This window comes from Micromonospora sp. NPDC050276 (genome assembly GCF_044459545.1).
Taxonomy (GTDB): domain Bacteria; phylum Actinomycetota; class Actinomycetes; order Mycobacteriales; family Micromonosporaceae; genus Micromonospora.
In genome coordinates this window covers 1-13,825 of sequence record NZ_JBITJA010000034.1, presented here as the reverse complement: position 1 = coordinate 13,825, position 13,825 = coordinate 1, and the positions used below count along the sequence as shown (strand labels likewise).

7 protein-coding genes are annotated in these 13,825 nt (G+C 69.4%); 6 read left to right on the top strand and 1 reads right to left on the bottom strand.

What is annotated here, in order from left to right:
* The first annotated feature begins 201 nt into the window (after positions 1-201).
* From ACIBF8_RS31820 to ACIBF8_RS31800, 5 genes are all read left to right on the top strand, one after another.
* Positions 202-3,387, top strand: coding sequence for a family 43 glycosylhydrolase (locus ACIBF8_RS31820; RefSeq protein WP_396787614.1), 3,186 nt, complete (start codon positions 202-204; stop codon positions 3,385-3,387).
* A gap of 15 nt (positions 3,388-3,402) precedes the next feature.
* On the top strand, positions 3,403-4,035 hold the full coding sequence (locus tag ACIBF8_RS31815; protein ID WP_396787613.1) for a hypothetical protein: 633 nt from the start codon (positions 3,403-3,405) through the stop codon (positions 4,033-4,035).
* Between the two features lie 73 nt (positions 4,036-4,108).
* The gene (locus ACIBF8_RS31810; protein WP_396787612.1) at positions 4,109-5,167 is read left to right on the top strand and encodes a hypothetical protein; all 1,059 of its coding nucleotides are present in this window, start codon (positions 4,109-4,111) and stop codon (positions 5,165-5,167) included.
* Positions 5,168-5,255: 88 nt separating this feature from the next.
* Positions 5,256-8,636, top strand: a complete 3,381-nt coding sequence (locus ACIBF8_RS31805) for a beta-L-arabinofuranosidase domain-containing protein (RefSeq protein WP_396787611.1) — start codon at positions 5,256-5,258, stop codon at positions 8,634-8,636.
* Between the two features lie 306 nt (positions 8,637-8,942).
* The gene (locus tag ACIBF8_RS31800) at positions 8,943-9,971 is read left to right on the top strand and encodes a LacI family DNA-binding transcriptional regulator (protein WP_396787610.1); all 1,029 of its coding nucleotides are present in this window, start codon (positions 8,943-8,945) and stop codon (positions 9,969-9,971) included.
* A 78-nt stretch (positions 9,972-10,049) separates the two neighbouring features.
* Here the strand turns inward: ACIBF8_RS31800 and ACIBF8_RS31795 are convergent, their stop codons facing one another.
* Positions 10,050-11,123 carry a cellulose-binding domain-containing protein gene (locus tag ACIBF8_RS31795; protein ID WP_396787609.1) on the bottom strand — a complete coding sequence of 358 codons (1,074 nt, stop codon included), beginning with the start codon at positions 11,121-11,123 and terminating at the stop codon, positions 10,050-10,052.
* A gap of 686 nt (positions 11,124-11,809) precedes the next feature.
* Between ACIBF8_RS31795 and ACIBF8_RS31790 the strand changes: the two genes are divergently transcribed.
* Positions 11,810-13,321, top strand: a complete 1,512-nt coding sequence (locus tag ACIBF8_RS31790) for a family 43 glycosylhydrolase (RefSeq protein WP_396787608.1) — start codon at positions 11,810-11,812, stop codon at positions 13,319-13,321.
* Positions 13,322-13,825 lie beyond the last annotated feature (504 nt).

Here is a 13,825-nt window from a genome sequence, read left to right as displayed (position 1 = left end):
AGGGCCGGGCTACCCCGGGCTTCCAGCCGCGGGCGGCGGGCCGGGTCGGAGTCGACGGGGGCGCAGCTGGGGAGGCGGCCGCTGGGGGGGCGGGGGGGGGGGGGGGTGGGGGGCCGGGGGGGGGGGGGGGGGGGGGGGGGGGGGGGCGGCGCCCCCCCCCCCCCCCCCCCCCACCGCCGTACCCCAGTGAGGAGACACACCGTGAACACCATCGTGGGACGCGGCGCTGCCCCACCATCGCACCGACCGGCGGGCCGGCTCCGCTGGGCGGTCGCCGCCGGTCTCGTCGCCGGCGGCCTGGTCGGGGTCACCCCAGCCCACGCCGAGCCCGCCTCTAACAGCTTCACCAACACCGCCAACCCGATCCTCGGCGACGGCAGCTACTACTCGGCCGATCCGGCGCCGTTGGTGGTGCCGGCCGACGCTCCCGGCAACGACAGCGGCTCGGACCAGCTCTACATCTACACCGGCCACGACGAGGCCGGACCGTCCACCAACGACTTCGTCATGAACGAGTGGGGGGCGTTGCGGACGGGCGACGTTGAGGCGGGGCAGTGGACCCACTTCCCGTCGCTGATGCGCCCCGAACAGGTCTTCGCGTGGGCCACCGCCGGCCGGGCGTATGCGGGCCAGGTGGTCCGGGGCGTTGACGGGCGCTACTACTGGTACGTCCCGATCCACGAGCGGGACAGCCCGGCATCTGACAAGTTCGCCCTCGGCGTGGCCGTGTCGGAGAGCCCGACCGGACCGTGGACCGACCACGCGGGCGGGCCGATCATCTCCCAGCGGGTGCCCACGGCCAACACCATCCACAACATCGACCCGACCATCCTCGTCGCCGGCGAGGCCCCCCACCAGCGGGTGTACCTCTGGTGGGGCTCATTCAGCCAGCTGCGGATGCTCGAGTTCCAGCAGGACATGAAAACCCCAATCGGCACTCCGCGCACGGTCACCGGCCTGACCGGCTTCTTCGAGGCCGCGTGGGCTTTCGAACGCAACGGCACCTACTACCTGGCGTACGCCGGCAACAACGCCGGCCCGACCTCGCCGTGTACCCCGGCGAACTATCACGCCTGCATCGCGTACGCGACGGCGTCCTCGCCGGAGGGACCGTGGACCTACCGGGGGACCGTGCTGCGGCCCGTCTCGTCCACGACGAGCCACCCAGGAATCCTGGAGTTCGACGGCAGGTGGTATCTCGCCTACCACACCGCCGACGCGGTGGGCGGCGGCCACTTCCGCCGGTCGGTGGCGATCGACCCGGTTGAGTGGGACGACACGCAGACCCCGCCGCGGATGAAGCCCGTGACGCCGACCCCGGCCAAGGGGCGTGACCTCACCCCCCGGCCGAACATCGCCCAGGAGGCCCAGGTCACCGTCTCCAACGAGCCTGTGCCCACTCAGTACTGGGTGAAGGCGCTCAACGACGAGATCGTCCGGTCGAACCCGCTGCCGCCCGACATGTGGGGGACCTGGACCGGCAACAACCCGCCTCAGCAGTGGGTGCAGTACACCTGGGACCAGCCGATGCGGATCTCCGGTTCGCAGATCGAATTCTGGAACGACCAGCCGCAGGGCACCGGCGCGGGGGTCGCGGCACCCGCCCGCTCGCGCATCCAGTACTGGAACCTCGACACCGGGCAATGGGCCGACGTGTCCAACCCGAGCGGCTTCCCGACCAGCACCCAGGGCTTCCAGAACACCACGTTCGACCCGGTGACCACCACGCAGGTCCGCGCGGTGTTCGACGCGTCGACCAACGGCAACACGTACTCGGGGGTGGCGGTCGAGGAGTGGAAGGTCCTCGCCGCGCAGCCGGACACTCCCGTCACCGCGCCGACGATGACCGTGGAGGTGGGCGAGCGAGACCTGCCGAACAGCCTCGAGGTGTCGTCTGGTGCCGAGACCCTGCGGCTGCCGGTCTTCTGGGACCAGGTGGCACCGGAGCAGGTCGCGGCACCTGGGACGTTCTCCGTCACCGGCACCGTGCTCGGCTACTCGGCGGGCCGGGTCTCCGCGCAGGTCACGGTCGTCTCCCCGGGTGACACCGAGGGCGACGAGACCGCGCCGACGATCACCCTGACCCCCAGCGGGAGCGCCGGCAGCGCCGGCTGGTTCCGATCCGCGGTGCGGGTGCGGGTCGCCGGTGTCGACGACCGGGGCGGGCGACTGACCATCTCCTCGAAGGTCGATGACGGCGAGCCGGTCGTCGCGAACGACGTCCGGTACGTCGACGCCAGCGTCGCCGGGGACGGACGGCACACCGTCACCGCCACCGCGACCGACCGTGCCGGCAACGTCTCGCCGCCGGTGGACCTCGCCGTACGCGTCGACGCCACGGCGCCGGTCAGCACGGCCACCGTGCACAGCACCACCCGGGCGGTCACGGTGACCGCGAGCGATACGACCTCCGGGGTCGACCGGATCGAGTACGCCATCGGCGCCGGCGGGTGGACCACCTACCGCGGCGCCGTCGCGGCGCCCGATGCGAACCGCCACATCGTGTCGTTCCGGGCGCTCGACACCGCCGGCAATCTGGAGGCGGCCAGAACGGTCAGCATCCCGGCGGACCTGTCCGGGCCGCTGACCGGCAACATTGGGCCCATCGCGACCCCGACTGCCTCCTACACGGCGGGTTGGAACAGCATCATCGCGCTAAACGACGGCGCTGACCCGGCCAACCCGGGCCAGGCGCAGCTCTGGGGCACCTGGTCCGGCACCCGCCCGGCGGCGCAATGGATCCAGTACGACTGGGCCCGCCCGGTGCGGATCACCGGTGCCGAGCTGAAGTTCTGGCGAGACGTCGACCAGGGCACCGGCGACGGCGTCGCCCAGCCGGACGGGTGGGTGCTGCAGTACTGGGATGAGGCCGGTTCGGCATGGCGGGACGTGACCGGGCCGTCTGCCTACGGCACCAGCACCACGGCCTTCAACACCGTCTCCTTCGAGCCCGTCACCACGCCCCGGGTGCGGGCCACGGTGCGGGCCAACGGCAACGGCACCAGCTACTCCGCCGTGGCGATCACCGAGTGGCGGGTGTTCGCCGACGACCCGGGAGCCCAACCCGAGCTGCCGGTGACGGTGACCGCGCAGGCCCGGTGCGTCGCCGGAAAGGCGTACATCGCTGTGCAGGCGCACAACGCGCACACCGCGCCGGTCGACATCACGTTGGAGACCGGGTACGGCTCGCGGTCGTTCACCGGCGTTGTGGCGGGCGGAAACGCCTACCAGTCGTTCGCCACCCGGGCGGTCTCGGTACCGGCGGGCACCGCGACCGCCCGGGTCAGCGGGTCGATCGACGGCAAGGAGGTAACGACGGTGCGAGTCGCCACTCATGCCGGGGGCGACTGCGCCAACCAGTCCCCGGTCAAGCTCGATAACAACTGACAAGAGGAGCATCGAATGAACGCCTGGAATCGTCAGTGGCTGTTCGCGGCCGGTACCGCAGGTGTCGTCCTGGTGGGGACGGCGGCGCTACAGGCGCCCGCTCGCGCCGAGCCCGGTGACAGCGCCGACGTGCGGGTGACGGTCGAGATCGAGGAGATCAGGGAGCCGGGTGTGTTGGCGCTGTCGGTGGCTGGCGGGTCGATGGCGCTGGCAGAGGACGGCTCGACCCTGCTGGTCCGCCAGTTCGTCGGTGCACTGCCGGCGGTGACGGTCACCGATACCCGTGCCGCCGACGAAGTACCCGAGAACGCCGGCTGGGCGGTCCTGGGTAGCGCCACGGATTTCACCGGCGGCTCCGGTGAGGCCTCGATCAGCGCCGGACACCTCGGCTGGAAGCCGCGCCTGCTCGATGGTGGCGACACTGGGCTGGTCACCGAGGGCGAAGAGGTGGTGACCGTGCTTGACGAGCCGACCCAGCCGGGGAACAACGTGGGCCTGGTCGACCAGGAACTGCTCGTGTCGACATTCGATTCCGGCGCGGTCGCCGGTGACGCGTACACGGTCGACGCTGACCTGTTCCTGCGAACCCCGGCGGACGTCACCGCGGGTTCGTACACCTCGACGCTGACCCTCTCGCTGTTCGAGTAGAAGCGTGGTGGGGGTGGCCATGCGGCGACCCCCACCACCACCCGCCACCGTTGCTGCGTCGAAGGACTGCGTGATGATCCGAACCGTGTCATGGGCGTCCTCGATGGGGCTTCCGCGGATGCTCGCCGTGCTGGCCGCCGTGGCCGTCGCTCTGCCGACCGCGCCAGCGCACGCGGGAGCGGAGCCGACCGCCCCCAAGGTCACCTGGGCGGTGCAGCCGGCCGACACGTCGGGCCCGGACGGTCGCCGGTGGATCGAGGCCACCCTCGACCCCGGGCGGGCAGTGACCGAACACCTGGCGGTCCGCAACTTCAGCGACGCCCCGGTGGTCTTCGCGTTGAAGGCCGCCGACGGCTACCTGACCGACAAGGGGCGGTTCAACATGCTGCCGTCCGAGCGGACGTCAGTGGACGGCGGCACCTGGATCCGCGTGCGGGAGAAAGTGACGGTCGGGGCCAGGTCGACCGCAGTGGTGCCGTTCACCATCACCGCGCCCAAGGACGCGACCCCGGGTGATCACCCGGCAGGTATCGCGGCGACCGTGACCAGCGGCAAGGGCACGGTGGCGGTGGAGAGCCGGGTCGGGTTCCGGGTCATGCTGCGCGCCGCCGGCACAGTCACGGCAGCCGTGGCGATCAGCAACCTCGCCGCCACGTACCAGCGTTCGTGGAATCCCTTCTCGGCCGGCACCATCCGGGTCAGGTACACCGCGACGAACGAGGGCAACGTCGCGGCGACCGGCGGCGGCCGGACCACCACCGAGGAGTTGTTCGGTCTGGCCGCCCGGGACTCCGCGACCGCGGTGGAGGAGCTGCTGCCGGGAGGCAGCCGAGAGGCGACGGCCCGGATCACCGGCGTCTGGGGGATGGGGCCACTGCGGACGAGCGTCGATGTGACTCCTGCCGTCCGCGGCGGCGACCCGACCGCTGCCCTGATCCGACCGGCCACGGCCAACGTCACGCTGTGGGTGATGCCATGGCCGCAGTTCGCCCTCATGGTCGTCGTCGTCGCGCTGGCCCTCGCGTACCGGATCGCCGTCCGGAGACGCCGCCGGCGCCTCGCCCGGCTACTCGACCGGGCCCGCAGCGAGGGCCGCGAGGAGGCCCGGAAATCCACTCTTACCGGTGGCTGACGAGTTGATCCGACCCGCCGATACGGGCCGGGCGACGACCGGGCGGCCGGACTGTCCGCACGTACCCCAACCGGAAGGACGATCCCAAGTGGCTCAATCCAACCCGCACCCGGTCAGTCGACGCCGCGTTCTCCAGGCGTCCGCCATCGGTGCTACCGCGGCGGTCACCGCCGGCACCCTCCCAGCGGCCACCGCCCGAGCCGGCGCGGTAACCGGTCCGGCCCTGACTGGGGTGGGTCCGAGCGAGTCGGGCCCCGGCGCCACCGCTGGAGTGCGACCGTTCCAGTTGCGTGACGTAACACTGGGCGATGGCCTGTTCCAAGAGAAGCGCGACCGCATGAAGAGCTACCTTCGGCAGCTCGACGAGCGGCGCTTCCTGGTGTTGTTCAACAACCAGGCCGGTCGGCCGAACCCACCCGGGGTGTCCGTGCCCGGCGGCTGGGAGGACGGCGGGCTGCTCAGCGGCCACTGGGCCGGCCACCTCATGACGGCCCTGGCTCAGGGCTACGCCGACCAGCAAGAGCCGATCTTCAAGAGCAAGCTCGACTGGATGGTCGACGAACTGGCGGCGTGTCAAGCGGCGATCACTGCGCGGCTGGGTAGCGGCGGCCCGGGAGAAGATCCCGAACCGGAGGAGCCGCCGATCGGCCGGGTGCCGGGTCGATTCGGCAGCGGCCTGCGCCTGAACGGCCCCAGCCGCGCCCAGCACGTGACCCTTCCCCAGGAAGCCATCAGCCAACTCACCGACTTCACCATCGCCACCTGGGTGAATCTCGCCTCGACCCAGACCTGGAGCCGGCTGTTCGACTTCGGTCAGAACACCACGGTCAACATGTTCCTGACCCCGCGCGCCGGAGCCACCGGCAACGTGCCGCGATTCGCGATCACGACCAGCGGTAGCGGTGGCGAGCAGCGAATCGACGGCAGCGCCGCGTTGCCGACCAACCAGTGGGTGCACCTGGCCGTCACCCTCGCCCAGCACACCGGCACGCTGTACGTGAACGGTCAGCAGGCGGGCCAGAACACGGCCATGACCCTCAGCCCGGCCAACCTCGGAAACCCCGGCAACCGGTGGATCGGGCGGTCGCAGTACGGTGACGCGTACCTGGACGCGACCGTCGACGAGTTCCACATCTTCGATCGGGCTCTGACCGAGCCGGAGATCCGGTCGCTACTGGACTCGGCGGCCGGAAGCACCGGCGGCGGGTCGATCGCCTGGTACCGGTTCGAGGAAGAGGGCGGCTCGACGATCAGGGACTCCTCGCCCAATGGCCGGGACGGCGGCATCGTGGCGAGCCAGAGCGGCGGTGGCGCACTCTGGATCCCGACGCACCCGGGCTATCTGGGCGCGATTCCGGAAGATGCGGTGCTCCGCCTCGGCCCGCCACGGTGGGCCGTCTACGGCGGTGACCTGACCACCAACACCTGGGCGCCGTGGTACACGCAACACAAGATCATGCGCGGCCTGCTCGATGCCTACGAGCACACCGGCAACCAGAAGGCCCGGGACGTGGTGGTCAAGATGGCGGACTGGGCGCACCTCGCACTGACCGTCGGTGACAAGAACCACCCCGCGTACTCGGGCCCGATCACCCGCGACAACCTGAACTACATGTGGGACCTCTACATCGCCGGTGAGACCGGAGGCGCGAACGAGGTGTTCCCCGAGATCTACGCGCTCACCGGCGACGCCAGGCACCTGGAGACCGCGAAGTGTTTGGACAACCGCGAATCGCTCTTCGACGCCTGCGTCGAGAACCGCGACATTCTCGTCACGACGCCGCAGACCAGGCCCGGTCGCCGTCGTCCGGACCGTCTACACGCCAACTCACACGTGCCGCAGTTCGTCGGCTACCTGCGCGTCTACGAGCACAGCGGCGACCGTGAGTACTTCCAGGCCGCCAGCAACTTCTTCGGCATGGTCGTGCCGCAGCGGATGTACGCGAACGGGGGGACCGGCGGCAACTACCCAGGCTCCAACAACAACACCGAGCTGTTCCAGAACCGGGGCAACATCGCGAACTCGATCGCCCAGGGCGGTGCCGAGACCTGCACCACCTACAACCTGCTCAAACTGGCGCGGAACCTGTTCTTCCACGAGCACGACCCGGCGTACCTGGACTACTACGAGCGGGGCCTGCTCAACCAGATCCTCGGCTCGCGCGCCGACAACGCCGACGTCAACAGCCCGCAGGTCACCTACTTCCAGCCGCTGACACCGGGGGCCACCCGCAGCTACGGCAACATCGGCACCTGCTGCGGTGGGACGGGCCTGGAGAACCACACCAAGTATCAGGAAACCATCTACTTCAAGTCCGCCGACGGCGGGACGCTCTGGGTGAACCTGTACGCGGCGTCCACGCTGACCTGGGCCGAAAAGGGCTTCACCATTACCCAGGACACCAGCTACCCGCGCGCGGACCACACCAGGCTGACCGTCGACGGCAGCGGCCAGCTCGACATCAATCTGCGGGTGCCCGGCTGGGTACGGAAGGGCTTCTTCGTCACGATCAACGGTGCTCCCCAGAGCGTCGACGCCCGGCCCGGTAGCTACCTGACGCTGAGCCGGACCTGGCGGCCGGGCGACACCGTTGAGATCCGGATGCCCTTCAGCATCCGGATCGAGCGGGCGCCGGACCGCCCCGACACGCAGTCGATCTTCTGGGGGCCGCTCCTGCTGCAGATCCTGGGCAACCCCGGCGTCGGCAACTACCGTGAACTGTCCCTGTACCGCCACCTCAAGCGCGACGGGGACTACTCGCACGCAGCGATCACCCGCGCGAGCACCACGGCGACGGGTGACCCGCTCTTCACCACGCATGGCTTCACCCTGCGTCCGTACCACATTGCTGACACGCAGGCCGCCTCGTCGTACTTCCGGCGGGTCGAGCAGACGATCGTGTTCGGCTCCATCGACACCGGCGTGCCCAACCGCAAGCGCAACGACAACCTGCCGCACTACGACGTCCCGGTGGCAGGCGTTCCCTCGCCCGGCACCGACGGCCTAACCTTCCTTGATTTGGTCTGGGATCAGGCACCCTTCGCCACACACGGCGAGTTCGTCTCGACAGTCACCCGTACCGCCGAGACATTCGTTGAGGCGGGCGTCTTCACCACGGCGGAGAAGGATCGCATAGTCGGTTACGCGGCCCAGTCGAACAGGGAACTCCAGCCGGCACCGCGCTGGGAGGTTGAGGCCCAGGCCCGCGCGGAGCGCATCGGCACCAACACCTACGTCTCCGTCACCGCCCGCAATGCCGACACCGTGCCGCTCACCATCGAGCTGGTCACGCCGTACGGCTCGCGGACGGTCCCCAGCGTCGCTCCGGGAAAGGCCGCCTACCAGGCGTTCCCCACCCGTAGCGCCACGGTCGCGGCCGGTACCGCGATCGTGCGGATCACCGGAACCGTCGATGGCGCAGCGGTGACCACCCAGATCGAGACCGGCTACTTCTCAGCCGGTCGTTAGCTCCCGGTTGGTGGCGGCGCTCCTCCGGCGCCGCCACCCCGGCATGGCGGCGCCCGCTTTCGAGGCGTTTCGAACGGTGGTTCGGTAGCGCACTTCCCAGCATGAGCCGACGTGACACTTCCCTGTAGTGTTCCAGGTTGGGCGGCAGGTACAAGGACGTTCTGCCGGGCCGCGAGGGGCGGGGAAACCGCGCCGAAATCGGTTTTCGAAAGCTGCCCGTGTATGGGTGGCCGTCGAAGATCAGTCGAGGCATCCTGTCCCAGCGCACCCCACCTGTGCCTGGTCGCTGGGAGGAGCAAGCACGCCATGACCACGGAGCCCGAGATCCCCGCCAACCGGACACCCACGCTCACCGACGTCGCCAAGCTTGCCGGCGTGTCGGTCGCGACCGCGTCGAAGGCCATCAACGGGCGCAGCGAGGTCAGAGCGACCACCAGGGTCCGGGTGCTGAAGGCCGCGGAGTTGCTGTCCTTCGCACCGAACGCCCTTGCCCGTAGCCTGCTCAGTGGCCGGACCGGGACCGTCGGTCTGATAACCAGCGATCTGGAGGGGCGCTTCTCGATCCCCATCCTGATGGGCGCGGAGGACGCCTTCGGCGCGGGCCAGGTCTCGGTCTTCCTGTGCGACGCGCGCGGCGACGCGATCAGGGAGCAGCATCACGTACGGGCGCTGTTGTCGCGGCGCGTCGACGGGCTGATCGTCGTCGGCTCCCGGACCGACCCTCGCCCGCCGCTGGCCGGCAACATCCCGGTGCCGGTCGTCTACGTCTACGCCCCCTCCGCGGACCCGAGCGACGTCTCGATCAGCGTCGACAACGTGGGCGGTGGACGACTCGCCATCGATCACCTGCTCGCCTGCGGGCGGCGCAACATCGCCCACATCACCGGTGAAATCGGCTTCCAGGCGGCACGGGACCGCGCCGAGGGAGCGGCGGCGGCACTCGCCGACGCCGGCCTGAGCCTGGTCGGCGATCGACCCTACTTCGGGTCGTGGGACGAGTCCTGGGGGCGGGCCGCCGCGCACATGGTCGTCGAACGGCACGCCGAGGTCGATGCCATCTTCTGCGGCAGTGACCAGATCGCCCGAGGCGTCCTGGACGCGCTACGTGATCTGGGACGGGACGTGCCGGGGACGCTCTCCGTGATCGGCTTCGACAACTGGGAGGCCATCTCGGCGGACTCCCGCCCGCGCCTGACCAGCATCGACATGAACCTCCAGCGCCTTGGCGCGGTAGCTGGCCAGCGGCTCTTCGAGGCCATCGGCGGCGCCGTGTCCCGGTCGGAGGAGTTCTCCGGCCGCCTCGTCATGCGCGAGTCGACCCTGCCGCAGCGCTGAGGGGCCGGTCACCAGCAGGCCGCCGCTGAGGGCTGGTCCGGCCGTGGGTGGGCCGGACCAGCCGATGGGGTTCAGGGTTCAGGACAGGAAACTGCCGTACGGACCGGACAGGATCCGGTTCTTCTGCGCCTGGCTGAAGTGTGTGTTCGGGTAGTTGTAGAACGAGGCGGACATCGGGGTGCCGTCGGTGGAGGTCGAGTCGGGCAGCCCGAGAGCGTGTCCGAGTTCGTGGACCATGCCGCCGTACCAGCGGTTCATCGGGCCGTTGACGCCGGCGGCGCCGTCCGCGTCGTGCTGACAGAGGATCACCCAGCCGTTCCCGCCGCCACCACCGGCACCCGGGCCCTCGGCGCTGATCTCGCCCACGTTGAGCCAACGGTTGTCGGGGCTACGCAGGTTGAGCTTGCGCATGAGTTCCTGCTGCATGTTGAACACCGACCACCAGTAGCGGTCCGAACCGTTGGGAGTGTTCTCGTACCAGGACTTGGCGTGGTCGCCGTTGACGATCTCCACCACCGGGCTGTTGAGGGTGAACGTCTTGCCCAGTTCCTGGCGGTAGTACCGTTGTGCCTCGCGCATCACGTTCGCGATGCCGTCCGGCCACCGCTGGTCGAACGCCACGTCGGAGGGCTTGAGCCAGTAGACCCGGACTGTGCGGCGCGGCGGTGCCGCGGTGGGAGCCACCGTCGGGGGCGGGGTGGTCGGACCCGCGGTGGGGGTCGGCGCTGTGCCGCCGGTGCAGGTGACGCCGTTGAGGGTGAAGCTGCCCGGAACCGGGTTGCTGGCGTTGTTCGAGCTGCCGTTGAACCCGAATGAGGTGCTGCCGCCGGTGGCCAGGTTGCCGTTGTAGGAGGCGTTCGCCGCGGTCACGGCGACGCCGTTCTGGGTCACCGTGGCGTTCCATGCCTGGGTGACCGTCTGCCCGGCGCCGAACGCCCAGCGCAGCGTCCAGCCGGCCAGCGGATCGCCCAGGTTGGTGACCTGTACATTCGCGCCGAACCCGCCCGCCCACTGTGAACTGATCGTGTACGCGACCCGGCAGCCCGTCGCAGCCGCGTGGCCAGTGCCGGCGGTCAGGACCACCACCCAGGCCAGACTCATCGCGAGCGCCGCGGCCGCGAGCCGGAACAGAGGTCGTGGATGATGTGCCATCAGTCATCTCCTCGTTCAGTTAGTCGCCGGAGCGGCTCTTGGGGTGTCACCATCGGCGCCTCCGCGCCGCACGGTGGCGGTCAGGGTGCCGACCGTCGTCACCTCAGGTCGTGCGCTGTCTCGGGACAACTTCATGGATCCTCCTTTGGGGCGTGGCCGGCTCGGTTGAGGTAGGGAAGCCCGCCATGCCTTCAGGGCCAACCGCTTGCGCAGTCCCGTGGAGTTGCGGGCATAGGGAGGCGTCGACGACCGGCGTCGGCCGGACTGATCGGTATTTACTTGTACCTATGTGTCCGTCGATTACACTGAAGCCCGAAAAGGTTTTCGTCAATATGCCCGGCTGGTTACGGAGAGACTCCGAGGGGCGCAGGGAGGTGTCAGCGGCGGTCCCTGTGCACCGGTGACCTCCACCGAGGCGTTGTACTGGCCTGTCTGGTCAGGTCCGGCGATCAGGTGGGGCGGTCACCCGTCCATCAGGGCTCAGGTTGCGCGCGCCTATGTGGTTGACCCGGTGGACGGCCTGCCACCCCGGCAGCCATGGTCCATGCCGGACCCACTCCGCGTGGCACCCGCCCCGGTCAACGGTTGTGAGCGCGGCGTCAGTGATTGCCGAAAAGGTTTTCGTGAGGCATGGTGGCTGGCACACTGCCGATTCCGGAACCGTCCCCCACCGGAGGTCGCACGACATGAAACGTTCCCGAAAGTCCGCCCTGCTCTCAGTGCCGATCCTGGTTGCGGCCATGCTGTTCGTCCCGCAGCCCGCCGCCGCCGCGATCGCCACGTTCACCACCACACTGGTCAACTCCAACGGCGGCAACTGCCTGGCCCTGCCAGGCGGCGACACCGCCAACGCCGTGCAGCTCACCCAGCAGGCCTGCAACAGCGCCGCGTACCAGCGAGTCACCTTCACCCCGGTGTCCGGCACCACCGACACCTACACCATCGCGACGTCGACCGCGGGCAAGTGCGTCGACGTCAACGGCGCCTCGACGGCCGACAACGCCGCGATCATCCAGTGGACCTGCCACAGCAATCCCAACCAGCGCTGGCGGCTCGCCCCGGTCACGGTCAGCGGCACCGACAAGACGTTCAATGTCGTGTCGGTCGGCTCCGGCAAGTGCCTCGTGCCCGCTGGTGGCTCCTCCTCCGCCAACACCGGACTGGTACAGCTGCCGTGTAGCACCGCCACCAGCCGGATCTGGCGCCTGGCCGGCTTCGTGACCGGCGGCGGCACGGCCAACACGTTCACCAATCCGATCAAGGCGCAGGGTCCGGACCCGTGGCTGACCTACTACAACGGCTACTACTACCTGGCCACGACGACCTGGAACCGCACCATCACGATGCGCAAGGCCACCACGCTGCGTGGGCTGGCCACCGCCACCGACCAGGTGATTTTCAACCTGACCAACCCGAACGGGGCGGGCACCATGTGGGCGCCCGAATTCTTCCTGCTCAACGGGCCGAACGGGCCGCGGTGGTACTTCTACTACACCGCCGGCCGCGAGCCGTTCAACCTGAGCACCCAGCGCATTCACGTGCTGGAGAGCGCTGGTACGGACCCGATGGGCCCGTACACGTTCAAGGCCTCCATGCTCGACCCGACCGCTGACAACACCTGGGAGCTTGACGCGAGCATCCTGCAGCTCAACGGGCAGCTGTACCTGCTGGGCACGTTCTACAACGGCTCGCAGCCGATGTTCATCCGCCCGCTGAGCAACCCGTGGACAGCCAGCGGCACCCGGCGCATCCTGTCCACGCCGACCTACAGTTGGGAGACCGTCGGCGGCGGCGTGAACGAGGGCGCGGAGGTCCTGCAGCGCAACGGCAAGACCTTTATCGTCTACTCGGCGAGCCACTGCTCGACTCCCGACTACAAGCTGGGCATGCTCACCTACAACGGCACGGGCGATCCGCTGCTGTCCTCGTCCTGGACGAAGTCACCCAACCCGGTGTTCCAGCGCTCGAACGCCAACGGTGTCTACGGGCCCGGTCACAACGGGTTCTTCAAGTCGCCGGACGGCACCGAGGACTGGATGGTTTATCACGCCAACAGCTCGGCGTCGGCCGGCTGTGACATCAACCGCTCCACCCGCGCGCAGAAGTTCACCTGGAACGCCGACGGCACACCGAACTTCGGCGTGCCGGTCCCGACCGGAGTCGCGCTGACCGCTCCCTCGGGTGAGCCTGCCTCCTGACCGACGGCGCCCGCTCTCGCCGCGGCGAGAGCGGGCGTCCGGTCGTGACGGCGCGGCCGCCGCACGCAGCAAGTGCGCCGGATGCGATTCGGCGAGGTCGGTCGGCTACGCGGTCGGCCCAGTGGCGAAACCCAACAGATCGACTCGGTCGTGAGTACGCGGCTCTCGCCGGCTACCAGACTCCTGGCGACGTAGCCGCAGGCTCGCCCCTGGCGCCACCCCATGCCGGCCCGGGTCAGCAGCTTCGCGCCGCGCCCGTCGATCACGGCGAGATCGCGGGCCGCCATACGAATCTCACCTGCGGAAACCCGCTCGCATCGGCAGATGGTGGTGTCATCGAGAAGGTTGCCCTGCCAGCGGTCTGGGACAGGATGAGCGGCGGTCAGCATCGCCGCGAAGCGCCGGAGCCGTGTCGGCTCCGCCTGAAAACTGACCATGTGGTTCCGGCTGAATCGGGACCACCTCCTGAAGCATCGGGAGGTGCTGAGCGTGGAGGACTGGGCG